The following is a 26,099-nucleotide window of genomic DNA, read 5'->3' on the forward strand; positions in this document are numbered from 1 at the left end:
CTTAAGTTAACTATATGATTACTATTAATTAAAGTAAGCGTATCGTTAACTTGCCAGTTTTTTAATCAGTATTTACTTTTCTTTCGTCACAGATCTGTTGAATAACACTTTACGTTAACGTAAAGTGTTGGCAGCTTTAATTAAAGACAGTGCAGATGTTGCAAAGTTTATTCGCAACCATCACCCATAATAATAATCCACAGGGGCGCTGTTTTTCCGACAACAAAAGAAGGTAGGTTATGAGTAATCCCAATAACGTATCGCTGAATATTAATCATGATCTAGAATTTATAGATGGTAATGCGCTTAATATTCCAACCCTTAGTATTTTAACTGAGGACGGCGACATTCATCCTAGTGCAAACGCACCTGATATTTCAAAACATACCGCACTTAAATTATACGAAACCATGCGTTTTATTCGCTTACTTGATGAACGTATGCAAGGCGCACAGCGCCAGGGCCGCGTAAGTTTTTATATGCAGTGTTTAGGCGAAGAAGCGGCCGTTACAGCCTCTGCTGCGGCGCTTGATCAAGACGATATGATTATGGCGCAATATCGCGAACAAGCCGCTCTTCATTATCGTGGTTTTACCCTCGATCAATTTATGAACCAAATGTTTTCAAACGAATTGGATTTAGGCAAAGGTCGTCAAATGCCAATTCACTATGGTTCTAAAGCATTAAATTATATGACTATTTCGTCGCCGTTAGGTACACAAATACCACAGGCAACAGGTTATGCATATGGTCAAAAAATCAAACACATCGACGCTAAAACAGGTGAGCTTGCCAGCACAATTGATAACGTGACTATTTGTTATTTTGGTGAAGGCGCTGCATCTGAAGGTGACTTTCATGCTGGTTTAAATATGGCAGCAGTTCACAGAGCGCCGGTTATATTTTTTGCACGTAATAACGGCTATGCAATATCAACCCCTGCTGATGAGCAATTTAAAGGTGACGGTATTGCATCTCGTGGCGTGGGCTATGGAATTAAAACAATTCGTGTTGATGGTACAGATGCACTTGCTGTATATGCTGCTACTAAAAAAGCACGCGAAATAGCCTCTACACAAGGTGAACCAGTATTAATTGAGTCGATTGCGTATCGTTTAGGCGCGCACTCTACATCAGACGATCCAAGTGGTTATCGTTCTAAAGATGAAGAAGCGAATCATCAAACTTGCCCTATAGATAAGTTTAGAAAATGGCTTGTTAAGCAAGACTGGCTAAATGAAGATGACGATATAAAAGCAAAAGAGTCGATTCGTGAAGAAATTTTAGCCGCGCTTAAGCGTGCTGAAGTTGTTGCAAAGCCCGCTTTAGAAGAATTGGTATCTGACGTTTACGATACACCTATTCCATTATTGCAACGCCAGTACGAGCAACTAAAAGAACATATAAAACAGCATCCAGATGCCTACCCAATAACAGCAGGGAGAATTAAGTAATGGCTAAAATGAACATGCTCCACGCAATTAACTCTGCGCTCGACATTACAATGAACGAACACCCTCAAGCCTGTATTTTTGGTGAAGATGTTGGTTACTTTGGCGGTGTGTTTAGAGCAACATCGGGCTTGCAAGAAAAGTACGGTAAACATCGTGTTTTTAATACGCCTTTAACCGAGCAAGGTATTTTAGGTTTTGCTAATGGCCTAGCTGCTTTTGGTGCACCTGCATTGGCAGAAATTCAATTTGCTGATTATATTTTCCCGGCGTTTGATCAAATAGTAAATGAAGCCGCTAAATTTCGTTATCGCAGTGGTAATGAGTTTAACGTGGGTAACTTAACTATTCGTACACCTTATGGCGGTGGTATTGCCGGTGGTTTATACCATTCACAATCACCAGAAGCGTATTTTGCACATACTCCAGGTTTGAAAGTAGTTGTACCGCGTAATCCTTATCAAGCAAAAGGGTTATTACGCGCTGCGATTAAAGATGATAATCCGGTCATATTTTTTGAGCCTAAGCGATTATATCGCGCATCAACTGGCGAAGTGCCAGAAGAAGATTACAGCATTGAATTAGGCACGGCTGAAGTAGTTCAAGAGGGTACTGATATTACGCTTTTAGCGTGGGGTGCTCAAATGGAGATTATTGAAGATGCAGCTAAGCAAGCAAGCGAGCAAGGCATAAGCTGTGAAGTTATTGACCTTCGTAGTATTTTACCATGGGATGTAGACACGATTGCTAAATCGGTTATTAAAACCGGCCGTTTAATCGTGAGTCATGAAGCGCCTATAACTAACGGCTTTGGTGCTGAAATAGCAGCGACAATACAACAAGAGTGTTTCCTGCATCTAGAGTCGCCAATTTTACGTGTATGTGGCTTAGATACGCCATACCCGTTAGCACTTGAAAAAGAATATGTGCCAGATGCACTAAAAGTGTTGGCTGCAATTAAACAATCAATGGATTTTTAGGGGTTACCATGGCTAAAGATTTTATATTACCCGATATTGGTGAAGGCATTGTTGAATGCGAAGTAGTTGAATGGCTAGTACAAGAAGGCGATACCGTATCTGAGGATCAGCCAATTTGCGATGTTATGACAGACAAAGCATTAGTACAAATTCCGGCAGTGCATGATGGCGTTATTTCAAAGCTATATTATCTAAAAGGTGAGATTGCTAAAGTACATGCCCCTTTATTCGCTATGGATGTAGCAGGTGAAAACACTAACAATGAAGTAGTGCAAGAGCCAGTACAAGCTGAAAATAAAACTCATGATGCAGCTGATGTAGTTGAGGACTTTATATTACCGGATATTGGTGAAGGTATTGTTGAGTGTGAGATTGTTGATTGGTTAGTTGCTGAAGGCGACGAAATAGAAGAAGACCAAGCGGTTTGTGACGTAATGACCGACAAAGCATTAGTACAAATTCCGGCAAAATATACAGGCACAGTAAAAAAATTATATTACCAGAAAGGTGAAATAGCAAAAGTACATAGCCCGTTGTTTCAAATGACAATTGCAGGCAGTGCAGCAAAACCAAATGTTGATATAAACCAAGCGGTCGTAAAGGCTCAAACTAATGCTGTCGCGGAAAAAGTTGCCCCTGTTAAAACGCAGCAAGCTGCTAAAGTTATCAATCAAAAAGCGGTTGCATCACCTGCGGTTCGTCGTAAAGCACGTGAGCTAGATGTTGATTTAACGTGCGTACCAGGTAGTGGTAAAAATGGACGTATTTACAAGCAAGATATTGAAGAGTTTGTAAAAGGCGAAGTGCCAAATACTATTGATACTTCACCGCTTAATAGCGATGCTTCTCAAAGTGCAGTACAAAACCAAACACAGAATCAAAGCGGTGGCGTACGAGTAGAGCAAATTAAAGGCATTAAAGCGGCCATGGCCAAGCAAATGGTAGCTTCGGTTTCAACTATTCCGCACTTTACGTTTAGTGATGAAATAGACTTAACACAGCTTATAGCTTTGCGTAGCGCTTTAAAAGAGCAGTACAAAGCACAAGGCGTTAAGCTCACCATGATGCCATTTTTTGTAAAAGCACTCTCGCTAGCAATGAAAGAGTACCCTGTACTTAATTCTAAAGTGAACGATGAATGCTCAGAGCTTACCTATTATAACGATCATAATATCGGTATAGCGGTTGATTCAAAAATTGGCTTGTTAGTGCCTAATATTAAATCGTGCCAGAGTAAAAGCATTGTTGATGTGGCAAATGATTTAACCCGCTTAACTCATTCAGCGCGAGAAGGCCGTGTTGCACCCGATGATTTAAAAGGTGGGACAATTAGCATCTCTAACATTGGTGCTATTGGTGGCACTATTGCGAGCCCTATTATTAATAAGCCTGAAGTGGCGATTGTTGCGCTAGGTAAACTGCAGCATTTACCGCGTTTTGACGAAAGTGGGCAGGTTGTGAGTAAAGCTATTATGCAAGTGAGTTGGTCTGGCGATCATCGCGTTATTGATGGCGGCACTATTGCTCGCTTTAATAACCTATGGAAATCGTATCTAGAAAACCCATCTGCAATGATGATGGCTATGAGTTAATAGCTAAATTGCTAATATGTGATAAAAACCAGCTTTTAGCTGGTTTTTTGTTTTAATGTGCGCTGTTTTTAATTAAGATACAAATGTTACTAAAAAGTAATTAGACTAACCCCGTTAGGGAATATAAAAAATAACACTAAGGAAATTTTATGGAATACTTTATGGAAGCAATGCGTCGTTATACAGATTTTAGTGGTCGTACACGTCGTAAAGACTTTTGGATGTTCATACTTTTTTATGCAATATTTTACGTTGTATGCGCAGTTGTTGATGGTGTTATAGGTACAGCTCCTATAGTTACTACTTTATTTAGTTTAGCTATGTTAATACCATCGATAAGTATCGCAGCTAGACGTTTACACGACACAGGTCGTTCAGGCTGGTGGCAGTTAATAGCATTGATCCCTTTAATTGGTGCTATTGTATTACTGGTTTTCTACGTATTGGATTCACATCAGGGTGAAAACGATTTTGGTCCAAATCCAAAAGAATTAGCAGTAGAACCAACTACTGTATAAGTAAGAATAACTTAACATGTTAAAAGCTCAGCAATTGCTGAGCTTTTTTGTTTTTTTATTTCTCATTCTTTTAAATTTCAGCAAAAAAATACAACCCATAACCAACTATTAATGCGGGAATAGACGTATAAAGTGTAGCTATAACTGCAGCTTTGGGCGCCATTGCTATTGCTGGAAATAACGCATCACCATCGTTAGAAATTGCGTTTCCTGCTAAAGCACTAAAGGGAATAATGCCTTGAATATAAAGCGTTGTAACAATTATTTGCGGGCCACAGCCGGGTAAAAATCCAATAAGCACTGCAATTAATGGGGCTAAATAGGCGTAATGTACAAACCACGTTTTTAAATCAAGTCCTGCAATGTTAACCAAAATCTCAAATAGCATAAAAGAGGCTACAACCCATGCCGTTACAAAATGGGTATCTTGTAATACTTTTATTATTTTAGAGGTGGGGTTACATGCATCGTCTTCTGACGTTACTTCTTGATAGCTTTCACCTCTTGACGAAAGTGCCCAAATACTAACAATAAATAAAGCCATAACAGCGCCAAAAATACTAATAGTTGTATTTGTGTACTTACCAAACTGACTAAAATCAATATTAAAGGCGATTAAAAAGGCAATAATAAGGCTTGGGATAATTGCTATCATCCACACAGGTTTACTGATTTTAATAATATTAGTTGAGAGTATTTTGATTTGGTGCTTTTGTTCTTGCGCTGTAGGGCGTAAAAAATCACTTTTGTGAATTGCATTAAGCAGTAAACCACTAAATGTACCAACAGCTAACCCTATTCCCATAATTAACAAGCCTTCAGTAGGGCGCGTAGCAAGTAATAAAAATGCAGCATCGCCCATTGTGGCTGTTAATACGGCAACAATAGCACCAAAGCTTGCTTGGCCTTTTGTAAATTGAGTTACCACAATAATTGCACCACCACAGCCTGGTAATGCCCCTAAAATAGCGGCAAAGCTTATTTCTAGAACCGGTGATTTTGCGCTTAAATAACTAAGCTCTAATTGAGGTAAGTGTTCTATAGCGTAGTAATAAATTAAAAGGGTTGCAGCAACAAATACACTCACCTGAAAAAAGGCATCTCTCAGTGCGGTCATTGTTATTTCGCGTAATTGCGGTATTGCAAGGCAAGTTAAAATAAATAAAGGCAGCAGTAAGCGTTTATTTTGGCTCAAAAATCGTTTTGAGGCAGGAGTAATAAAACCAATGTGAGGGAGTGAAATCATACAATGCGACCTAATAAATTAACTAGGTCACACTGTATATTTTAATTGAATGATAATCAATATCATTTGCATCTATTTAAATCGATTACTCTGTTTGAGTTTTTCGATAGCTAAACTCAAGTCGCTTTAAACTTGAATTTAAGACTGTGATTAAATAGGGCTACTTGCGTTGAAATTCTGAATTTGCATTCCATGTTGGCCATTGCTCTTGCTCAGAAATATCAAAACCTACTTTATAAAATAACTGCAAGTCTTGAACCGCACCAGATAAATCCCATTCATCGCGGTAACGGTCACATGGTTGATGGTAACAACCGCGAAGTACTAAGCTCATACGTTTACGGTAGTTAGCTGTTTCTTCATCAGCAGCAACAGTACCGCCACCTGCGTACATGGCTGGAATACCCATGTTAGCAAATGCAAAGTGATCAGAGCGGTAATAGCCACCAGATGACGGTTTAGGATCGCCAGATATTGTTCTGCCTTGCTCTTTAGCCGCAGTTTCTAAAAACTCATCCATTTGTGATTTACCAATACCAACCACATTCATGTCTTTTACTTTGCCTAATAAATTTAAGCTATCCATGTTTATGTTAGCCACTGTTTTATTAGCTGCAATGACTGGATTAGCTGCATAGTACTTAGAGCCTAATAAACCTTGCTCTTCAGCAGTTACCGCTAAAAAGGTCATTGAGCGGTTAGGATGCTTAGGTAATTTAGTAAAAGCTTCGGCTACTTCAATTAGCCCGGCTGTGCCAGTTGCGTTGTCGTGAGCACCGTTATAAATTTGATCGCCTTTACGCGTTTTATCTGTACCTAAGTGATCCCAGTGAGCTGAGTAAATAACATGCTCATCTGGTTGCTCACTTCCTGGTAAAGTAGCAATAAAGTTGTACGACACTGATTTTTTAATCGTGTTTTTAATACTAACAGACGCAGTTAAGTCACCCATATCAACGTGATAAGCACCTTTAGCTGCGTTTACTTTCACAGTATCAAAATCTAAACCGGCTTTAGCAAAAAGTTCATTTGCTACGTCAGTTGTAACCCAGCCTTCAACTGCAACACGGTCCATATTGTTGTTTTCTTTTTGAAAACCAAACTGCTCGCCGCTCCAAGAGTTTTCAACAACCGACCACGGGTAAGATGCAGGTGCTGTTTCATGAATAATAATTGCACCAGCGGCACCTTGGCGACTCGCTTCTTCGTATTTGTATGTCCAACGACCATAATAGGTCATCGCATCGCCAGTAAATAAAGCGGGATCTTTTGTTGCAAAGCCCGGATCGTTAACTAGCATTACCACTGTTTTTCCTTTAACGTCTAAGCCTTCGTAGTCATTCCAGTTGTATTCAGGTGCATTAACGCCATAACCCACAAATACAAGTTCAGAGTTTTCTATGCCTTCTTGTGCGCTTATGCGGCTACTGCCCATAACCATATCTTTTTTATATTGATAGTCTTTACCACCAATACTAAGCACCATGTTCGAATCTGCTTCAAGTGAAACCAATGGCACTTCTTGTAAGTAACTGTCGCCATTACCAGGAGCCAAACCTAAAGCTTTAAACTGCGCAGTTAAATAATCAAGCGTTAGCTTTTCGCCAGGCGATGAAGGAGCACGGCCACCAAATTCGTCAGAAGCGAGTACTTTTACATGTTTAGCCAGTTCATCAGCTTGAATACTGTTATAACCATTGGTTACATCAGTAGGCGTAATACTTGTTGTTGCACAGCCTGCTAAAACAGCAGTGGCAAGGAGTGTGAGAGAGAAATAATGTTTCATGTCAGCTCTTTTCTTGTTTTAAGTTGTGATTAGTATATTAACTTCTATTAAGTAGAACCAGTTTTTGCGGTAAACTTCTCGTAAATTATAGGCATAAATTGTTAAAGGTTTAAATGAAGCGTTTTACTCCCCCCGAGCAGTGGCAAATCAGCAGTTTAGAAACCGGTGCATTTTCGCACTTACGTGAGCTGTTTAAAGTTAACGAACTAACAGATTGGCCTGCGCCGCAGTGGTTTACTCCATTTTTAAACGCTATTAATGCGAATAATATTCCTATTACTTTTGAAGATGATGCAAAGGTAGATTTTGGCGATCGTTATTATGAACAAGTTATTTTTGAAACCGGCGTTGTACCTACACGAAGCAAAAATTGGCATGACTTGTTTGGTGGCTTTATTTGGTGTTTATTTCCTAAAACTAAAGCCCTTATAAACCAGCGACATGTACAAGATATAGCTGAGCATGGTTTGCAAAAGCGTACCAAACATCGTAATGCATTAACGCTCTTTGATGAGTGTGGTGTTGTACTGGCTATAAGCGATACTAAATGGCAAGAGTTGCTTCGCGATCACCAATGGAAAACAGCATTTGTTGAGCATAAAAGCGAATGGGGAAAAAGCATTAAAGCGTTTATGTTTGGCCATGCTAATTATGAAATGCTCACCAAACCGTATATAGGTTTAACGGGTAAAGCATTGTTTGTTTGTGTACCAGATGAAATATTTTGTAAAGATTTAGTAACGCAATATCAGTACCTAGACCAAGCCCTTTATGAGATGATTAAAATAGATAACTGCTTAGCCGATAACAAACAGCTTTCACCACTGCCTTTATTAGGCGTGCCTGGCTGGCATGATGAAAACAAAGACGACTCTTTTTATAACAATACAGATTATTTTAGAGCGAAACGAAGGATACGAATATGATAGAAGTTGCTGGGCTTAAAAAGAAATTTAAGCTAACTAAAGATCACAAAAAAAATAAAATAGATGACATCGATCCTCGTGAAGATAAAGACTATTTTCACTCAGTAAGAGACGTCAGCTTTAGCTGCGCGAAGGGTGAGGTACTTGGATTACTAGGACCCAATGGCGCAGGTAAAACAACAACACTTAGAATGATTTCAACCGCATTAAAGCCAGATGAAGGTTCAATAACAATTGCTGGAAACGACATTGTAAAAAAACCGTTATTAGGGCGTAAGTCTATCGGTTTTTTATCAGGTTCAACCGGTTTGTATGGTCGCTTAACGGTAAAAGAAAACATAGAATATTTTGCAAAGCTTCACGGTATGAGCAAAAACGATATTGCATCGCGTTGTGATGAGCTATTCACATTGCTTGATATGCATAAGTTTATTGATAAACGTGCTGAAAACCTATCAACTGGTATGAAGCAAAAAGCTAATATAGCGCGTGCTGTTGTACATCGCCCAGCAGTAGTGGTGCTCGATGAGCCAACAACTGGGCTCGATATAATGACAACTCAAACCGTTATTCAATTTATTAAAGGCTTAAAGGCGCAAGGTACACCTGTTATTTTTTCTACCCATCATTTAGATGAAGTTGCACTTTTATGTGACCGAGTTGCTGTAATTAACGAAGGCGTTAGCTGCTTTGACGGGACAGTAGAAGAATTTAAACAAGCAGGTAATAGCGAAGAGCTAAACCAAGCCTTTATGAATATATTAACGGAGAAACATGATGTTTGAAGTATTTAAAAAGGAATTAAGAGAACTCCTTCGCGATAAAAAAACGCTACTGTTTGTTGTAGCGCTACCTGTTGCTATATTTCCATTATTGTTTGCCGTAATGGCATTTATAAGCTCACAAGCAGCAATGGACGCAGAACAAAAAGTAAATACATACGCTATTATTAACGGTGAATACGCACAAGAATTTACTGACAAAGTGTTTTATCACAAAAGTTTTGAGCTTTATAAAGGTGCTAAAACCTTTAATAACATTGAAGAGCTTAAAGCAGGCGTTATAGCTGGCGATATTGATATGGGTATTTATTTACCAAGCCATGCTGAGCAAACTTTAGATAGCGGTGAACAAAGCCAGTGGCAGGTTGTGTTTAACGATTCAAAATCTATCAACTTTTTATTCGAACGCGTTAAAGAGCTCGCAAAAGAATACAGTGACGTGCTGCAAACTCAAAAGCTAATCAGTTTTGGTATTGAAGAGTCTGTTCAAAAATCTATTCTTAACCCAATTGAAGTAATAAAAGTAGATACAGCCGATAAACGTGAAAATCTAGGCGAAAAAATTGGCGGCTTCCTACCTTACTTACTAATTCCACTGGTATTAATGGGAGCAACTTATCCGGCTATTGATTTAGGCGCAGGCGAAAAAGAACGTGGCACACTAGAAACACTTCTGCTTACACCTATTACGCGTACAGAGCTCGTGCTTGGTAAGTTTATAACCTTGTTAACTACATCCATTGCCTCCACAACCATAACGGTCTTAAGTATGGGCTGTTGGATAGCACTGGCATTAGCATTTGCTGATCTTGATTTTATTAAAGCGGCATTTAGTACATTAGCGGTAACCGATTTACTGATGATATTTGTACTGCTATTACCTGTTGCAGCTATATTTTCGGCTTTAGCCTTGGCTATATCTATCTACGCACGTACGTTTAAAGAAGCACAAAATTATATGGCCCCACTTAGCATGGGCGTGTTTTTCCCTATTATTATTTCAATAATGCCAAATATGGAGCTTACTGCTAAAACAGCATTCATTCCTGTTACAAACGTAGCATTAGCAATTAAAGAAATAGTAAAAGGGACAGTTGATTACACCTTTGTAGGCTTAATATTTTTAGCAACAGCAATCATTGCAGCTGGGCTACTGGCATTTTGCGTTAAATGGTTTAATCGAGAAGATGTATTATTTAGATAATATATACTTAGTGACCTAAAAACTCATAAAAGGTAGCAATTGCTACCTTTTATATTTTAAACCGATCAATCATGAAACCAGTTCTTTTATAAATTATATCTAGCAATATTATCGCTCTTATTCATTTATAATTCATATAAGAAGTTCGCTTTAAAAAAACTAATGATTTAGTCTTTTTATTATAAAAATTATAACGATAACTAATTAGTTAGAGGGTCCATTTTTTACTTTAATGCTCTATACTAATAACAATAAAAATTTATGGTGAAGGTAAATGTTAAAAAGGAATAATTTTTTGAATGTGACAAAAAATAATAGACTAATGCTAGTTGCAACAATAATATTTGTTCTTATAGCTTTGCCTTCTCTATACCTGTTCGATCAAAAAGTAAGAAGTGATGTTTACCATTCAGCTCAAATAGAGTTAAAGCGTGAGCTTGAAACAAAAAGCCTTTCACTAAAAAAACACCTTAAAGATAGTGTTACCGCAATCCGCTTTTTAGATGCAACGCCTCCTATTCAAGGTATTACTCGCGCAAAAGAAAATAAACTCATTGATCCAATTCTTGGAACACCTATTGATATTTGGCAAGAGCGCTTAGCAAGTATATTTACAGGCTTTATGCAAACTGATGACAGTATATTGCAAGCCCGCTATATTACGCTCGAAGATGGTGGTCAAGAGGTTGTCAGGGTTGATAGAAATCAACTCGGAGAGATTAATCGCTTACAAGGCCTGCAATTACAACAGAAAGGCCAACGCGACTACATAATCAAAGCGAGTATGCTTGATAAGAAAAGTGTTTATATTTCACCAATTAACTACAATCGTGAAAATGGACAAATACAAGAACCTTACATCAGTACTTTTCGTGTAGCTAAGCCAGTTTTTGATGAAAAAAATAAAATATTTGCAATATTAGTCACTAACTACTTTGCAGATAAATTAATAAAAAGCTTAACGGTAGAATCTCCTCAAGGAATACAAATCTACCTTATGAACAATGAAGGTGAATTTTTATATCATCCAAACCCTCAACTACGCTTTGGTTTTGAATTTAATAAAGCTAAAACGTGGGCTGAAGAGTTTACAACTGACACTACAATGGCAGAGCAAGGTACTTTACCGGTAAGTAATTATCCAATTGCTTATACATTAAAAAAGCGTATTTCGTTTGATAGTGATATTGCCATGTTACCTTTAGATCTTGCTGTAAGTGTCAATTCAGAAACATTGTTTGAAAAAGTGAATGAAAGACGTCAAAACTTTATTGTTATGCTGGTCATGTTTTTTGGTATATTTTTAGTTATCGCCTTTTTATACCAACGCTTTATAAATCGTAAATTGCTAATACATTCTTTAAAAGAGCAAAATAGCAAAGTAATTGAAAATTCGCTCGATGCTATTTTTACAATTGAGCAAAACGGTCAGGTTGTACACTTTAATAATACAGCTAAAGAGATTTTTAGTACTTCAATTACTGGTAATAGTCCTGATTTTGTTTCGTTGTTTAATTTAAATGACGCTGACAATAATTGTATTGAAGAGACTATTTCAAACGGATCAAAAATGCCATTTGAAGCTATCTACACAGATGGTTATGGCAACAAACAATATTTTTCAATTACGCTAAGCAGTATTTTTGATGTTTACAATAACCGTTACCAAGTTGCGGCCATTTTGAGAAATATTAGCTCATTAAAAAATACTCAATCAGAGCTTGAAGGATTAAATAGCACTTTAGAGCTAAAAGTATCACAAAGGACTATTGAGTTAGAGCGCGCAATTGACCAAGCATTAGCAGCTAGCCAAGCAAAAAGTGATTTTGTAGCAAATATATCTCACGAAATACGCACACCGATGAATGGCGTTTTGGGTATGCTTGAAATGCTCAAAGAAGATGGTTTAAGTGAACAACAATATCATTACTTAAAGCTAGCCAACAGCAGTGCTAACTCATTGATGAATCTGATTAACGATATTCTCGATTTTTCTAAAATAGAAGCGGGTAAGCTCGATATTGATAATCATACATTTGATGTTGTTACAGTATGTAGCGATATGATTAGCTCTTTAGCGTTACAGGGCCAGCGCAAAGGTCTTGAAGTATTTTTAGATACTAAGGATGTAATAGACAGAATGGTTATTGGTGATAGCCATCGCCTTAAACAAATTTTAATTAATTTAGTTAATAATGCATTTAAATTTACCCACCGAGGTGAAGTGAGTTTAACTGTTGGCTCTAAGTACATTACCGACTCAAAGCTACTAATGAGCTTTACAATAAAAGATACGGGTATTGGTATAGCGCCAGAGAACATAGACAAACTATTTGAAGTGTTTACACAAGAAGACTCAAGTACAACCCGCCACTTTGGTGGTACGGGCTTGGGCTTATCTATATGTAAAAAACTTGCTCAGCTAATGGGTGGTAATATTACTGTTATAAGTGAAAAGGGCGCTGGTAGTACGTTTACCGCAACGGTTGAGCTACACGTAGCACAAGAGAAAAAACTAAATACTGGTATTGAGCTTGCTACTAGCATTAACGTAGCGGCGTTAATAGCGCGCGATAACGTTTATAAAAACGTATGCGATTTATTACTACTTACCTGTAAAGTAAATGCTGAGAATATAGTTAGGCTTGATTACTTTAGTGAGCATAAAGAGTTTGAAGCTGACTTATTGTTAATTGATGATGAGCACCCTCAAATTGATGCGTTAATTGATCACTGTAAACAGTTTAATAAAAAGTACGTCTTAATTTTACGCGACATGGTGACCGACAAACCAACAAAAATGGTGTTACCGGAAGGTAGTCATATTTTAAATAAACCGCTTACCCAAGATCAATTTAGCTATAAATTAGCCAGCTTATTTGGTGCTAGTAATGACTGCATTATAGCGCCACCTAAAGGCATAACAGAAGAGCAAGTAGAGCCTGATTTATCTGCTTATCATATATTACTAGTAGACGATAATATGATAAACATTGAAGTAGCTAAGGCAATTTTAAAACGCACTAAAGTAAAAATCACCTGTGCATCAGACGGTGTAGAAGCATTAGAAGCACTGAGAGAAAACACAGAGCAAGCTTTTGATGTTATTTTAATGGATTGCCAAATGCCTAATTTAAATGGCTACGATACAACAAGTGAAATAAGAAATGCTAAGGCCGGGGTAGACTACACTTACATACCTATTATTGCGATGACAGCAAGTGCGATGGAAGGTGATAGAGAGCGCTGTTTAACTGCAGGCATGAACGACTATATTACTAAACCAATCAAGCCAGTAACGCTAAAAGATAAGTTAATCACCTGGCTAAGTTAATCACTTGGCAAAGTTAAACACCATAAAATGAGAATCAGCTGCTTATGTAGCTGATTTTTTTGGTTTAGTATCAGTTGATATATTTAACTTTGTTATGTCGGCGCTATCGAGTACGGTTTGTGTATCTGAGCAGTGCAGTAATTCAATTTTTCCATCTTGCTGCTCTACCAGCGCCGTACAGCTCTCAATCCAGTCCCCATCGTTACAATACATAATTCCGTCATCTACTTTTATTTTGGGATGATGAATGTGTCCACAAATAATACCGTCTACGTTTTGTTTTTTAGCTTCATGAATTGCGGCATCTTCGAAAGCTTTAATCGCTTCACGTGCTTTGTGTACGCGAGCTTTTATCAATGATGCGAGCGAGTAGTAATTACCTCCAAACATTTTACGTATATGATTGGTCCAGCGATTTAAAAACAAGAGTAAGTCGTACCCTGCATCACCCGCTATACTAATCAATTTGTTGTAGCGCGTTGCAGAATCAAAGTCATCGCCATGTACGAGTAAAAAACGTTTATTAGCTTTAGTGGTGTGAATAAACTGCTGGTGGATTTCAATACCAAATAATGTTTGATTTATACCAATCTGCTTATATATGAGGTCTATTTAACGTTAAGAAAATTACGCTAAAACTAGGCAAAAATTTTTGTATCTAGTTGTTCTGAATAAAAAATTTTTAACGACGTTATAAGTGCAATTTAATTCGTTAAATTGATCAGAGATTTATGCAGGTTGGTATTATATAGTTTCTAAATGTTTCGTCATGATTACCGGGAATATAAATAACGCGTGTCCCGTTAGCTGCTTTTTTTTGTATAGAGTTTAATACTTGATAATGCGAAGGGGGTCAATAAAACTGTCGTTTCATTGACCATAAATCAATAATGTCACCCACTAAATAAAGAGTGTCAGATTCTACTGAGTTTAAAAAATCGAGTAAGTAATCGGCTTTACAGTCTTTGTAACCTAAATGAACATCCGATATCCAAATAGTAGGGTAGTGTTGCTCCTCAGTATTTGCGCCATTACTCATTCTCATTCCCTAAACTATCGAGTGTAATAATTAGATACTTTAGGGAATGAAAATGACAATCATACGACAGTAATACTAAAGCTAAATGACACATGTAAAATTTAGATATAAAAAAACCGCCTTTAAAAAGCGGTTTTAAAATTACTTATAAGTATTTTTAGCTTAACCTTTAACAGCTGCTTTAATTGCATCAATTGCTGTATCGATATCAATCATTAGCTTTTCACCTGTACGGCGGTTTTTAAGCTCAACTTTGTTTTCGTCAAGGTTACGCTCACCAATTACCAGTGTAAATGGCACACCAATTAGCTCCATGTCGTTAAACATAACACCAGGGCGCTCTTTACGATCATCAAATAACACATCAAGACCTGCGTCTTTTAAACCTTGGTAAAGGTTATTTGCAATATCAGGAATACGATGTGATTTGTGCATGTTCATAGGAACAATTGCTAAGTCGAATGGCGCGATTGATTTCGGCCAAATGATCCCGTATTGATCGTTGTTCTGCTCAATAGCAGCAGCAACAATACGTGAAACACCAATACCGTAACAACCCATCGTCATGGTTTGGTTTTTACCACCTTCGTTTAATACACCCGCTTTCATGGCTTCTGAGTATTTAGTGCCAAGTTGAAAAATATGACCCACTTCAATACCGCGTTTAATTTGCAAAACGCCTTGGCCACATGGGCTCATATCGCCTTCAACAATATTACGAATATCAGCAACGTCGTAATCAGTTACGTCACGATCCCAGTTAATACCGCTGTAATGCTCGTCGTCTTTATTAGCACCGGCAACAAAATCAGCAAGTATGTTAGCTGTTCTATCAACAATAATAGGCATTGAAAGACCAACAGGTCCTAATGAGCCTGGTTTTGCACCAATAGCAGCAACAATATCTGCCTCTGTTGCCATTTCAAGCGGAGAGTCTACTAATGGGTGCTTTTCAGCTTTTAACTCGTTTAATTCGTGATCGCCACGCAGTACTAAGGCTACTAAACCACGTACTTCGTTTTCATCAGGCGTACCATAAACAATTAACGTTTTAACTCCGCGATGTGGTTTAACACCATAGTGTTTTTTAAGTTCGTTAATAGTTTTAGCGTCAGGAGTAGGAAACGCTTTAAGCTCTTTTGATGCTTCAGGGCGCGGCTCGCTTGGTGCCAGCGCTTCTGCTTTTTCAATATTAGCGGCGTAATCGCTGCCATCACTAAATGCAATGGCATCTTCGCCCGATTCAGCAAGTACATGAAACTCATGAGACAAGCTACCACCAATAGAGCCTGTATCTGCAAGTACAGGGCGGTAATCAAGGCCTAAGCGCTCAAAAATATTACAGTATGCTTTGTGCATTGCTTGATAAGTTGCATCTAAACATTCTTCACTCAAGTGAAAAGAGTAGGCATCTTTCATTGTAAATTCACGGGCGCGCATAACACCAAAGCGAGGGCGACGTTCGTCGCGTACTTTAGTTTGTACTTGGTATAAAGTAACGGGTAGCTGCTTGTAGCTGCTTATTTCTTTACGTACGAAATCAGTTATTACTTCTTCGTGTGTTGGGCCAAGTGCAAACGTACGGTTATGGCGGTCTGTAAAGCGCATAAGCTCAGGACCAAATTCATTCCAACGGCCAGACTCTTCCCACAAATCAGCAGGTTGAATTACAGGCATTAGCATTTCAATGGCGCCAGCTTTGTCCATTTCTTCACGTACAATGTTTTCTACTTTACGTAGCACGCGTAAACCAGAGGGTAACCAAGTGTATAAACCCGAAGCGACGCGACGGATCATACCGGCTCTAAGCATTAACTGATGCGATACGATTTCAGCATCTGATGGCGTTTCTTTAAGTGTTGCGAGTATATATTGGCTTGTACGCATTTTTTTTCCGAAATAGAGTAATTATATTCTTTTAATAGAGCTTAAGTTTACCAGCGGATGCTTTTACACTAAAGCGCTAAGTGAGTTATTTAGTTTTTTTCTATGTTTGTTACTACGTTATGCGAGTCATTAACCTGCCAACGAATATTAAAGTTGTACAAAGTCATCCCATAGCTTTGCTCACCTTCTTTTTGTTTTTTGTATGCGGGGCGAGGATCTTGCTTTAATACATTGGCTATAAAATCTTGTAAGTCTGGGTACTGGGTTTGTGCATTAATAAACTCGATTGCTTGAGGGCTAAATTCAACCGTCATCTCGGTTTCTGGACGAGTATCGGCAAAACCAGCGCTGGCATCAGGCATAGAGTCTGAGTACGGCAAATACGGTTTTATATCAATAATCGGTGTGCCATCAAGTAAATCAATACCAGCGAGTAATAAACTAAGCTGGCCATTTTTATACTCAATACCTTCAAGCTTTACAGCGCTCATACCAATGGCGTTGGGTCTAAATGTAGCGCGCGTTGCAAATACGCCTTTTCGCTCATTACCACCTAAGCGAGGAGGGCGTACCATCGCTGAATAGCCTTTATCTGCTGTTTCGTGGAAACGAAATAGTAACCATATATGAGTAAACTCATCGAGCCCGCGTACAAATTCTTCGCGATTAAAATCGGGGGCAAATATAAGCTTAGCTTTAGCTTGTGGCACTAAACGAGGTTGCCTAGGTATAGCAAACTTTTGTTTATAAGGAGATTCAATGTGGCCAATAGCCGAAATGGTGTAATCGCTCATAGTACTCGGGTACAAATAAAATAGAGCGCTATTCTACCCGTATTTAGCGTTTATGGCATTAATGTAAGTAAGTTTATTGCTTATAGACCATACGGTTTAAAGTTATTTATTAGACTGATTGATTTATATTGATGTATTTAAAAAGAGCCTAAAACAAAAAAGGTAAGCCTAAGCTTACCTTTTATATACACGTTGAATATTAATTAAAACATGTACTGAACTGACACAGATGCTACATCCATATCTGGGTCAATATCGTCATCAAGTTTATAACGTTCGTACTCTAAACGAAATTGAACATTTGTTGTAAGTGCGTATTCAATACCTGCGCCGTAAAAAGCATCACCACCATCTGTAGAGGCTGATACACTACCTACTGGTAAGTCTTGTGTGTAATCTGCATCCCACTCAAGCCAACCACCTTTTGCATATACTGAAAAGCTCTCTGTTATTGGGTACCCTAAACGTGCGGCAAGCGATACGCCATCAACTTCAGCTTTACTGCTAATATCACTTACTTCATCAAAATCTTGATAAGCAAGCTCTAAGCTCAAGTACTCGTTAAATTGTGCCCCAACATAGCCTTTAAGCATTTGTGCATCGTCGTCAAAGTCAGTGTCGTTGTCGCTATCTTCAAACTCAAAAGAATATTGACCGTAACCAATACCTGTATAAATACGTGGAGAATCGAAATCAGAAATGTCAGCGTGTGCTGCAGAGTTAAAACCCATTGTTGCTAAAGCAAGTGCAGAAAGAGAAAGTGTTTTAATCATTGAATAGCTCCTTTAAAATAATTTAAATGTTTGATTAAATTTATCAAACGACAATTAACTAGTTGCAGCGAACATGCCAATTTGAAAAGAGGGTATTAAAACGCCATAATAGCTACTTTTGTATTAGTTATTATGACATTTAGGTTGTTTTACAAACAAAATGAACTTTTCGATGATTTTGCTTTCAAAGAAAAGTTGCATGTTTTACAAAACATTATGAGTATTTTACATACCTATTAGGTACATTTCTAAAGTGTTAATTGGAATTTAAACTTTATGAAGCAAGTTTTCTGTTTCAATTGCTATTTCTTTCATTTTTATAGCGTAGTTTTCTAATTTAATATCTTCTTCTGTTACAGCTTTAAACGAAGGCACTTCTATAGGGTAGCCCGTTTCATCCATTGCAATAAAACTAATAACACAATGATTTGTTTCAACCATATTTTGTGTTTTAGGATCGCCACATCTAACTTGAATAAATATTTGCATGCTACTTCTACCCGTATGGGCAATTTTAGCTTCTACTTCTACAATTTGACCTACGAGAATAGGGCGTCTAAATTTAACACCCGCTACCGAAACCGTTACACAATAATGACCACTCCAACCAGCAGCACATGCATAACCAGCTTGGTCAATCCATTTCATGACGGCTCCACCATGAACTTTACCACCAAAATTTACATCGGTAGGCTCGGCTAAAAAACGAAAAACAACTTTTGACGACGGCATAGTTAACACTCACATTTATTAAAACTATCATAAGCATAACGTAAAAAAGGGGCCGAAGCCCCTGCAATTTAGGATATGTTTATAATTTGTATTTAAAAAATGTGCTTAGTTAGCCACTCTGCGCATAATTTAGCTACATATTAGGGTAGTTTGGCCCGCCAGCGCCTTCTGGCGTTACCCATGTAATGTTTTGACTAGGGTCTTTAATATCGCAGGTTTTACAGTGCACACAGTTTTGAGCGTTTATAACAAACTCTTTACTGCCTGCTACTTCTTGCACTTCGTATACACCTGCTGGGCAGTAGCGCTGTGCAGGCTCATCAAATTTTACTAAGTTTACGTTGATAGGTATCGACGCATCTTTAAGCTTTAAATGGCACGGCTGTGATTCTTCGTGATTTGTATTTGATAAAAACACGCTCGAGAGTTTATCAAAGCTTAATTGTCCATCTGGCTTTGGGTACGTTATTTTGTCAGCGGCGTTAGCATCAACAAGGGTAGAGTGATCGGGCGTATTATCTTTAAATGTAAACGGTAAACCGCCATTAAAAATGTTTTGATCTAGCGTGTTGTATGCTCCGCCTACAAACTTACCCAGCTTGTGCATTGCAGGGCCAAAGTTACGAGATTGATATAACTCTTTATATGCCCACGATTGCTCAAAGGCTTTTTGGTAATTAGCTAAATCGGTATTTGCTAACTCACTTTGCAGCGCTTCAAAAATAACGTCAGCGGCAATCATTCCCGATTTCATTGCGGTATGATTACCTTTAATTTTTGCAAAATTAAGTGTGCCTGCATCACAACCCACTATTAAGCCACCAGCAAAATGCATTTTTGGTAATGAATGTAAGCCGCCTTTGGCTATTGCACGTGCACCGTATGCAATACGTTCACCGCCTTCAAGTACGCTTTTAAATACAGGGTGATGCTTCATGCGCTGAAATTCATCAAATGGACTTAAATGCGGATTTGAGTAATTTAAATCAACAATTAAACCAACAACTATTTGGTTATTGTCGCTGTGATACATAAATGCACCACCATTCGTGTCACCACTTAGTGGCCAACCTGTACCATGAACAACTTTACCTAGCTCATGTTTACTTTCATCTATTTGCCAAATTTCTTTAAGGCCTAAACCGTAATGCTGTGGCGATGAATCTGCATCAAGCGCAAACTCATTAATTAGCTGCTTACCTAAATGACCTCGGCAGCCTTCTGCAAAAATAGTGTATTTTGCACGAAGCTCCATTCCGGGCATGTAACCGTCTTTTTCATTGCCGTCTTTATCTACTCCCATATCGCCAGTAACAATGCCTTTCACTGCTTTATCTTCAATGATTAAAGAGTGAGCACTAAATCCTGGAAATATCTCTACACCTAACGCTTCGGCTTGCTCAGCAAGCCATCGACATACGTTACCCATAGACACAATGTAGTTACCGTCATTATGAAATGTTTTAGGCGTTGCAAAGTGGGGTATTGATGTCGCTTTTTGTTCGTTATTAAACCAATAAATTTCATCGTTAGTTACTTTTGTCGTAACAGGGGCGCCCAGTTCTTGCCAATTTGGTAGTAATTCATCCAAAGCTTTGGTTTCAAAAACTGCACCAGAGAGTACATGTGCGCCCACTTCAGAGCTTTTTTCGACGACGCAGATCATGCACTCTTGTTGTTTTTCTTGTGCTAGTTGCGCGAGTTTAATTGCACTTGAAAGCCCTGCAGGGCCTGCACCAACAATAACTACATCAAATTCCATGGTTTCACGTTCGACCATATTAACCTCTTTATCTATGACGGACTTATTCGAATGTTTACTACACATTTAAATAAGGTGTACAGCCTATTATTAACCTTGCAAATTAAACGTTACAGACTGTGAATAGTTAAAGGTTATTTTAGGTTGACGTTTACGTCAACAGGAAGTAGTCTAATTTCATAAAATAAATAGGTTGACGTGCACGTTACCTTGTAGGTTTAAATAATTATGGAGTTCCTATGAAAGTTCTCGTACCAATAAAAAGAGTGATTGATTACAACGTAAAAGCACGCGTTAAAAGTGATAAAAGCGACGTTGATTTAACTAACGTAAAAATGGCAATGAATCCGTTTTGTGAAATTGCCATAGAAGAAGCAATCCGCCTTAAAGAAGCTGGTACTGCAAGCGAAGTTGTTGCTGTTACAATTGGTCCAAAAGCATCGCAAGAGCAATTACGCACCGCACTAGCGCTTGGCGCCGACAAAGCCATTCACATCGAAACCGATGAAAAGCTCGAGTCACTTCATATTGCAAAACTTCTTGCCAAAATTGTAGAACAAGAATCACCAGAGCTGGTTATTTTAGGTAAACAGTCAATTGACTCAGATAACAACCAAACAGGTCAAATGTTAGCGGCTTTAACTAAACGTGGCCAAGGTACGTTTGCATCAAAGGTTGTTATTGAAAATGGCAAAGTAAACGTAACCCGTGAAGTTGATGGCGGCCTGCAAACGGTAGCACTTAACTTGCCAGCGGTTGTTACAACTGATTTACGCTTAAACGAGCCTCGTTACGCATCACTGCCAAATATTATGAAAGCCAAACGTAAGCCGCTTGAAGTAATAGCTGCAGATTCGCTTGGTGTTGATTTAACACCGCGCATTCAATTAGTGAGTGTAGAAGAGCCAGCTAAACGCACCGCAGGAATTATTGTTGAAGACGTTGCTCAGCTTGTAGAAAAATTAAAAACAGAGGCAAAGGTGATTTAAATGAAAACACTCGTAATTGCAGAGCACGACAACGGTGCCTTAAAACCAGAAACCTCAAAAACAATTAACGCGGCAGTAAAAATGGGTTTTCCTGTTGATGTACTCATTGCAGGCAAAAGCTTAAGTGCAATGAGCTTACAAATTGCTAGCATTGATGGCGTAGCTAATGTTTTAGTTGCCGATAACAGCGTGTATGAGCATCAGTTAGCTGAGAGCATGACAGATTTAGTTTTATCGCTTAGCGACAGCTACAGCCATATTGTTGCAAGTGCCACTACAACGGGCAAAAACTTTATGCCACGTGTTGCTGCGTTATTAGATGTTGCACAAATTTCTGAAATTATCGCAGTAGTGGACGCAGACACATTTAAACGTCCTATTTATGCAGGTAATGCAATCGCAACGGTTAAGTCACTCGATAGCAAAAAAGTAATTACCGTGCGTGCAAGTAGCTTTGATTTGCAAGGCGAGCAATCAGCAGCCACTGTAACAAGCATTGATACAGTATCTGATTCGCAATTAAGTAGCTTTGTAAGTGTTGAACAAACCGAATCAGAACGCCCAGAGCTTACAGCAGCCACCGTTGTTATATCAGGTGGTCGTGGTATGCAAAATGGTGAAAACTTCGCACTACTTAATGGCATTGCCGATAAACTAGGTGCAGCCATTGGTGCATCGCGCGCCGCAGTTGACGCTGGCTTTGTACCTAATGATATGCAAGTAGGGCAAACAGGTAAAATTGTAGCGCCTAACTTATATATTGCAGTAGGTATTAGCGGTGCTATACAGCATTTAGCCGGTATGAAAGACTCAAAAGTAATTGTCGCAATTAATAAAGACCCAGACGCACCTATTTTTCAAGTTGCTGATTACGGTTTAGTGGCTGACTTATTTGAAGTACTGCCACAGCTAGAAAATGCTTTATAACATCTAATTTAAATTTATTCTGGTTGAAAGCCGTGGTGCTCTTTGAGTGCTGCGGCTTTTTTATACGGTAAATTAAAGGCACAAAAAAACCAGCCAATTGGCTGGTTTTTAGTATTTATAAACAGCTTACTTAGTATTAGTAAGTTGCGCTGCCTTTAGTACGAGGGAAGGCAATAACGTCACGTACGTTGCCCATACCTGTTACATAAGCAACTAAGCGCTCAAAGCCTAAACCAAAGCCTGAATGCGGCACGCTACCGTATTTACGTAAATCGCGGTACCAGCTGTAGTCTTCTTTGTTTAAGCCCATTTCTTCAAGGCGAGCATCAAGTACATCAAGGCGTTCTTCACGTTGTGAACCACCAATGATCTCACCAATACCAGGCGCTACTACGTCCATAGCGGCAACGGTTTTACCGTCTTCGTTTTGGCGCATGTAAAATGCTTTAATATCGCGCGGGTAGTTTTTAATAACTACAGGTGCTTTAAAGTGTTCTTCTGCTAAGTAACGCTCATGCTCAGATTGTAAATCTACACCCCATTCAACAGCGTACTCAAACTTTTTACCACACGTTTTAAGAATTTCTACAGCATCGGTGTAATCAACTTGTGCGAAGTCTTTATCTACAAACTCTTCTAAACGCGTAATTGCAGTTTTTTCTACACGTTGTGCAAAAAATTCCATGTCATCACGGCGCTCTTCAAGTACAGCTTTAAATACATACTTAAGCATGTTTTCAGCAAGTTTTGCGATATCTTCTAAATCAGCAAATGCTACTTCAGGTTCTACCATCCAAAATTCTGCAAGGTGGCGAGATGTATTTGAATTCTCTGCACGGAACGTAGGACCAAACGTGTAAATTTTAGACATTGCAGACGCGTAAGTCTCGCCGTTTAACTGGCCAGATACAGTAAGGAATGCTTCTTTACCGAAGAAATCTTCGCTGTAATCAACTTCGCCTTTGTCTGTAAGCGGTAAGTTTTGCATATCAAGCGTTGATACACGGAACATTTCGCCAGCGCCTTCACAGTCACTTGCCGTAATGATTGGCGTGCTGATCCAGTAAAAGCCTTGCTCGTGGTAAAAACGGTGAATAGCTTGTGCTAAACAGTTACGTACACGTGTTACCGCGCCAATCATATTTGTACGAGGGCGAAGGTGAGCGTGCTCACGTAAGTACTCAATGCTATGGCGCTTTGCCGACATTGGGTAAGAATCTGGGTTTTCTACCCAACCCAATACAGTTACAGTATTAGCTTGAATTTCGAAAGACTGACCTTGGCCAGCAGATTGTACTAAAACACCAGTAACCGACACAGAACAACCGGCTGTTAAGCTAGTAACTTCATCATAATTATTCAGTGAATTAGGAACTACCGCTTGAATAGGATCAAAACACGAACCGTCATGAACGGCTAAAAATGAAATTCCTGCTTTTGAATCGCGGCGAGTACGGATCCAGCCTTTAATTGTTACTTGGCTGTCTACCGCAACATTGCCTTTTAATAGCTCTGAAATCGCTAAATGGCTCATCTTCACTCCAATGATATAAGTTGCCTAACTATTTTATTTTAACTGTGCGCAGCACTGTGGCATAAATTGCACATAAACGGCGCTGCACTTGAACCCTGTATCTTACCTAGTAAAGTTAAATAAAAAAACTATTGTGGGCAACTCTTTAAAACTTTTTATGCATGCGGTTTATTTTTAAACAGTTTTTAGCGTTTAATTGCCACTATTGTTATTTGTTACTCTTAAATTTAATGATTTTGTGGCATTATTAACACACAAATTAAATTAATATTTATTCACACTTAAAAAATCGATGCTATGAAACAAGTTTTTATTTTACGAGGACTACCAGGAAGTGGTAAGTCTTATTATGCGCAAAGCCTTGCTGACGAATTAGGTGGAGTTGACGAAAGCCAATACCTAATCTGCTCAACTGATGATTACTTTATTAACGAGCAGGGCGAATATCATTTCGATAAATTTAAATTGTCGCAATTTCATAATTTAAACTTAGCGCGTTTTATAAATGCACTTGCTCAAAATATGCCATTAGTAATTGTAGATAATACCAATATTAAAAAGTGGGAATTTATAGCGTACTCGCAAGCCGCTATTGCTTTAGGCTATCAAGTAAAAGAAGTGATAGTGGGTGAAGTGAAAGACAAGTCAATGCAGCATTTATATGCTAAACGTAACTCTCATAATGTCCCGCTTAAAACAATAAGTAAAATGGCCTACATGTTTGAGTGGTAGTACTTAAAGTTTAGTTAGTAACATATATAGTAATACCTATTAAAAAGCCCATATATATGGGCTTTTTGGTTTATGTAAGTAACAAGGTAGTTAAGCTTTTTGTTTATAAACCGCTAGCGGGTGCGATGTACTTAATGATACATGTACGGCATCACCAGGGTTTACCACAACTTCATGGCTCACTCGGCTAGTTACAATAGTAGAGCACGCAAGTTTTACAGCACACAAACGGCTGCCACCTTCAAATCGTACCCATACAACTTCACCGTTATTACTAACGCTACTTTGTACAAGTAATACATCGTCTGGCCTAAGCAGTACATCAACATCGCCACTTTCACAGTCAACGCCGTGGGCTGGGGCATTACCAATTGAGGTAGTAGCTTGTCCGTTTTCAAAGTTACCAGCAATAAAGCTGGCTTCACCTAAAAAGCGGGCTACAAAACGATTGTTAGGCGTACTAAAACAGCGCTCGGGTGTATCAATTTGCTGAATTTCACCGCCTTTTAAAACGCCAACACGATCTCCAACAGAAAGTGCTTCTTCTTGGTCGTGCGTTACCCAAATTGCGGGAACGCCAGCATCTTTAAGTGCGTTTCTTATATCCCAGCGCAACATATCTTTTAATGCGGCATCAAGGTTAGAAAGTGGCTCATCTAGTAATACAAAGTCAGGCTGGTGGGCAAGCGTGCGCGCAAGGGCAACACGTTGCTTTTGACCGCCTGAAAGCGTTGCTGGCTTTTTATTTCTAAAATCAGTAAGTCCAAGTAAGTTTATCCAATACTCGGCAGGAGCAGTATCTTTTAGCCTAAAGCAAATATTTTGCTCAACGGTTAAATGCGGGAATAATGCAAAGTCTTGAAACACCATACCTACGCTACGCTTTTCTGGCGGCACGTTTAACTTTGGCGTTGCACGCCACTTAGCTACGTTTATTTCGCCTTCGCTAATAGGAATAAGACCTGCAAGCGCTTGTAAAATAGTACTCTTGCCACAACCCGTAGGGCCAACAAGCATAAGGATTTCACTTTCGCCTAGCGAAAAGTTTAAATTGTTTACTACGCGGTTACTGCCGTAATCTATAGACAACTGACTTACAGATAGCATGTGT

General features: G+C 38.7%; 20 protein-coding genes and 1 pseudogene. 11 read left to right on the forward strand and 10 right to left on the reverse strand.

Translation table 11 applies throughout. The features are described 5' to 3' along the window. Positions 1-239: 239 nt before the first annotated feature. The 4 genes from I6F53_RS08040 (at position 240) to I6F53_RS08055 (ending at position 4,541) form a co-directional block, all read left to right on the forward strand. Positions 240-1,454 carry a thiamine pyrophosphate-dependent dehydrogenase E1 component subunit alpha gene (locus tag I6F53_RS08040; RefSeq protein ID WP_166419621.1) on the forward strand — a complete coding sequence of 405 codons (1,215 nt, stop codon included), beginning with the start codon at positions 240-242 and terminating at the stop codon, positions 1,452-1,454. Further along, positions 1,454-2,431: an alpha-ketoacid dehydrogenase subunit beta gene (locus tag I6F53_RS08045; RefSeq protein WP_197239116.1), complete on the forward strand. Its 978-nt coding sequence runs from the start codon at positions 1,454-1,456 to the stop codon at positions 2,429-2,431. The genes I6F53_RS08040 and I6F53_RS08045 overlap by 1 nt, the downstream gene beginning before the upstream one ends. A gap of 8 nt (positions 2,432-2,439) precedes the next feature. Beyond that, complete coding sequence (locus I6F53_RS08050) at positions 2,440-4,023, forward strand: dihydrolipoyllysine-residue acetyltransferase (protein ID WP_197239117.1); 1,584 nt, start codon at positions 2,440-2,442, stop codon at positions 4,021-4,023. Between the two features lie 149 nt (positions 4,024-4,172). Then, a complete protein-coding gene (locus I6F53_RS08055) occupies positions 4,173-4,541 on the forward strand; it encodes a DUF805 domain-containing protein (protein ID WP_166419618.1) in 369 nt (122 codons plus the stop codon). 70 nt (positions 4,542-4,611) lie between these two features. Here the strand turns inward: I6F53_RS08055 and I6F53_RS08060 are convergent, their stop codons facing one another. Together I6F53_RS08060 and I6F53_RS08065 are read right to left on the reverse strand one after the other, a co-directional pair. Further along, complete coding sequence (locus I6F53_RS08060; RefSeq protein WP_166419617.1) at positions 4,612-5,787, reverse strand: putative manganese transporter; 1,176 nt, start codon at positions 5,785-5,787, stop codon at positions 4,612-4,614. A 160-nt stretch (positions 5,788-5,947) separates the two neighbouring features. Continuing rightward, positions 5,948-7,573, reverse strand: coding sequence for a M28 family metallopeptidase (locus tag I6F53_RS08065; RefSeq protein ID WP_197239118.1), 1,626 nt, complete (start codon positions 7,571-7,573; stop codon positions 5,948-5,950). A 113-nt stretch (positions 7,574-7,686) separates the two neighbouring features. On the opposite strand from I6F53_RS08065, the gene I6F53_RS08070 reads away from it, so the two are divergent. The 4 genes from I6F53_RS08070 (at position 7,687) to I6F53_RS08085 (ending at position 13,819) form a co-directional block, all read left to right on the forward strand. After that, the gene (locus I6F53_RS08070) at positions 7,687-8,499 is read left to right on the forward strand and encodes a DUF3025 domain-containing protein (protein WP_197239119.1); all 813 of its coding nucleotides are present in this window, start codon (positions 7,687-7,689) and stop codon (positions 8,497-8,499) included. Then, a complete protein-coding gene (locus I6F53_RS08075) occupies positions 8,496-9,284 on the forward strand; it encodes an ABC transporter ATP-binding protein (protein WP_166419614.1) in 789 nt (262 codons plus the stop codon). Before I6F53_RS08070 ends, I6F53_RS08075 begins: the two co-directional genes overlap by 4 nt. Beyond that, the gene (locus tag I6F53_RS08080; RefSeq protein WP_165727903.1) at positions 9,277-10,485 is read left to right on the forward strand and encodes an ABC transporter permease; all 1,209 of its coding nucleotides are present in this window, start codon (positions 9,277-9,279) and stop codon (positions 10,483-10,485) included. The genes I6F53_RS08075 and I6F53_RS08080 overlap by 8 nt, the downstream gene beginning before the upstream one ends. A gap of 322 nt (positions 10,486-10,807) precedes the next feature. Beyond that, positions 10,808-13,819, forward strand: coding sequence for an ATP-binding protein (locus I6F53_RS08085; RefSeq protein ID WP_442960583.1), 3,012 nt, complete (start codon positions 10,808-10,810; stop codon positions 13,817-13,819). A gap of 45 nt (positions 13,820-13,864) precedes the next feature. Here I6F53_RS08085 and I6F53_RS20840 read toward each other — a convergent pair. The 6 genes and pseudogenes from I6F53_RS20840 to I6F53_RS08120 all read right to left on the reverse strand — a co-directional run. Then, positions 13,865-14,858 (reverse strand): annotated as a pseudogene (locus I6F53_RS20840) (UDP-2,3-diacylglucosamine diphosphatase); the annotation flags it as partial. 162 nt (positions 14,859-15,020) lie between these two features. Beyond that, a complete protein-coding gene (locus I6F53_RS08100) occupies positions 15,021-16,745 on the reverse strand; it encodes a proline--tRNA ligase (protein WP_166419612.1) in 1,725 nt (574 codons plus the stop codon). A gap of 89 nt (positions 16,746-16,834) precedes the next feature. Continuing rightward, complete coding sequence (gene tsaA / locus I6F53_RS08105; RefSeq protein WP_165728686.1) at positions 16,835-17,539, reverse strand: tRNA (N6-threonylcarbamoyladenosine(37)-N6)-methyltransferase TrmO; 705 nt, start codon at positions 17,537-17,539, stop codon at positions 16,835-16,837. 203 nt (positions 17,540-17,742) lie between these two features. Further along, the gene (locus I6F53_RS08110) at positions 17,743-18,312 is read right to left on the reverse strand and encodes an outer membrane beta-barrel protein (protein WP_166419611.1); all 570 of its coding nucleotides are present in this window, start codon (positions 18,310-18,312) and stop codon (positions 17,743-17,745) included. 267 nt (positions 18,313-18,579) lie between these two features. Continuing rightward, positions 18,580-19,044, reverse strand: a complete 465-nt coding sequence (locus I6F53_RS08115; protein ID WP_058550106.1) for an acyl-CoA thioesterase — start codon at positions 19,042-19,044, stop codon at positions 18,580-18,582. A gap of 133 nt (positions 19,045-19,177) precedes the next feature. Next, the gene (locus tag I6F53_RS08120) at positions 19,178-20,824 is read right to left on the reverse strand and encodes an electron transfer flavoprotein-ubiquinone oxidoreductase (RefSeq protein WP_197239121.1); all 1,647 of its coding nucleotides are present in this window, start codon (positions 20,822-20,824) and stop codon (positions 19,178-19,180) included. 221 nt (positions 20,825-21,045) lie between these two features. Between I6F53_RS08120 and I6F53_RS08125 the strand changes: the two genes are divergently transcribed. Next, positions 21,046-21,795: an electron transfer flavoprotein subunit beta/FixA family protein gene (locus tag I6F53_RS08125; protein WP_197239122.1), complete on the forward strand. Its 750-nt coding sequence runs from the start codon at positions 21,046-21,048 to the stop codon at positions 21,793-21,795. Next, positions 21,796-22,722: an electron transfer flavoprotein subunit alpha/FixB family protein gene (locus I6F53_RS08130; protein ID WP_197239123.1), complete on the forward strand. Its 927-nt coding sequence runs from the start codon at positions 21,796-21,798 to the stop codon at positions 22,720-22,722. Between the two features lie 136 nt (positions 22,723-22,858). Here the strand turns inward: I6F53_RS08130 and asnS are convergent, their stop codons facing one another. Beyond that, the gene (gene asnS, locus I6F53_RS08135) at positions 22,859-24,256 is read right to left on the reverse strand and encodes an asparagine--tRNA ligase (protein WP_024599551.1); all 1,398 of its coding nucleotides are present in this window, start codon (positions 24,254-24,256) and stop codon (positions 22,859-22,861) included. A gap of 297 nt (positions 24,257-24,553) precedes the next feature. Between asnS and I6F53_RS08140 the strand changes: the two genes are divergently transcribed. Further along, complete coding sequence (locus tag I6F53_RS08140) at positions 24,554-24,988, forward strand: AAA family ATPase (protein WP_166419606.1); 435 nt, start codon at positions 24,554-24,556, stop codon at positions 24,986-24,988. A 90-nt stretch (positions 24,989-25,078) separates the two neighbouring features. On the opposite strand, the gene I6F53_RS08145 is transcribed toward I6F53_RS08140, so the two are convergent. Then, positions 25,079-26,095: an ABC transporter ATP-binding protein gene (locus I6F53_RS08145; RefSeq protein ID WP_197239124.1), complete on the reverse strand. Its 1,017-nt coding sequence runs from the start codon at positions 26,093-26,095 to the stop codon at positions 25,079-25,081. Positions 26,096-26,099 lie beyond the last annotated feature (4 nt).

This window comes from Pseudoalteromonas sp. SWN29 (assembly GCF_015864465.1).
Classification (GTDB): Bacteria; Pseudomonadota; Gammaproteobacteria; order Enterobacterales; family Alteromonadaceae; genus Pseudoalteromonas.

Bases quoted from the DNA above. Each gene is read 5' to 3' on its own strand.
- I6F53_RS08075 (WP_166419614.1), top strand. From the start codon at position 8,496: ATGATAGAAGTTGCTGGGCTTAAAAAGAAATTTAAGCTAACTAAAGAT.
- I6F53_RS08080 (WP_165727903.1), top strand. From the start codon at position 9,277: ATGTTTGAAGTATTTAAAAAGGAATTAAGAGAACTCCTTCGCGATAAA.
- I6F53_RS08130 (WP_197239123.1), top strand. From the start codon at position 21,796: ATGAAAACACTCGTAATTGCAGAGCACGACAACGGTGCCTTAAAACCA.
- I6F53_RS08100 (WP_166419612.1), bottom strand. From the start codon at position 16,745: ATGCGTACAAGCCAATATATACTCGCAACACTTAAAGAAACGCCATCA.
- I6F53_RS08140 (WP_166419606.1), top strand. From the start codon at position 24,554: ATGAAACAAGTTTTTATTTTACGAGGACTACCAGGAAGTGGTAAGTCT.
- I6F53_RS08045 (WP_197239116.1), top strand. From the start codon at position 1,454: ATGGCTAAAATGAACATGCTCCACGCAATTAACTCTGCGCTCGACATT.
- I6F53_RS08065 (WP_197239118.1), bottom strand. From the start codon at position 7,573: ATGAAACATTATTTCTCTCTCACACTCCTTGCCACTGCTGTTTTAGCA.
- I6F53_RS08115 (WP_058550106.1), bottom strand. From the start codon at position 19,044: ATGCCGTCGTCAAAAGTTGTTTTTCGTTTTTTAGCCGAGCCTACCGAT.
- I6F53_RS08050 (WP_197239117.1), top strand. From the start codon at position 2,440: ATGGCTAAAGATTTTATATTACCCGATATTGGTGAAGGCATTGTTGAA.
- I6F53_RS08125 (WP_197239122.1), top strand. From the start codon at position 21,046: ATGAAAGTTCTCGTACCAATAAAAAGAGTGATTGATTACAACGTAAAA.
- I6F53_RS08055 (WP_166419618.1), top strand. From the start codon at position 4,173: ATGGAATACTTTATGGAAGCAATGCGTCGTTATACAGATTTTAGTGGT.
- I6F53_RS08040 (WP_166419621.1), top strand. From the start codon at position 240: ATGAGTAATCCCAATAACGTATCGCTGAATATTAATCATGATCTAGAA.
- I6F53_RS08145 (WP_197239124.1), bottom strand. From the start codon at position 26,095: ATGCTATCTGTAAGTCAGTTGTCTATAGATTACGGCAGTAACCGCGTA.
- I6F53_RS08060 (WP_166419617.1), bottom strand. From the start codon at position 5,787: ATGATTTCACTCCCTCACATTGGTTTTATTACTCCTGCCTCAAAACGA.
- I6F53_RS08120 (WP_197239121.1), bottom strand. From the start codon at position 20,824: ATGGTCGAACGTGAAACCATGGAATTTGATGTAGTTATTGTTGGTGCA.
- I6F53_RS08085 (WP_442960583.1), top strand. From the start codon at position 10,808: ATGCTAGTTGCAACAATAATATTTGTTCTTATAGCTTTGCCTTCTCTA.
- asnS (WP_024599551.1), bottom strand. From the start codon at position 24,256: ATGAGCCATTTAGCGATTTCAGAGCTATTAAAAGGCAATGTTGCGGTA.
- tsaA (WP_165728686.1), bottom strand. From the start codon at position 17,539: ATGAGCGATTACACCATTTCGGCTATTGGCCACATTGAATCTCCTTAT.
- I6F53_RS08070 (WP_197239119.1), top strand. From the start codon at position 7,687: ATGAAGCGTTTTACTCCCCCCGAGCAGTGGCAAATCAGCAGTTTAGAA.
- I6F53_RS08110 (WP_166419611.1), bottom strand. From the start codon at position 18,312: ATGATTAAAACACTTTCTCTTTCTGCACTTGCTTTAGCAACAATGGGT.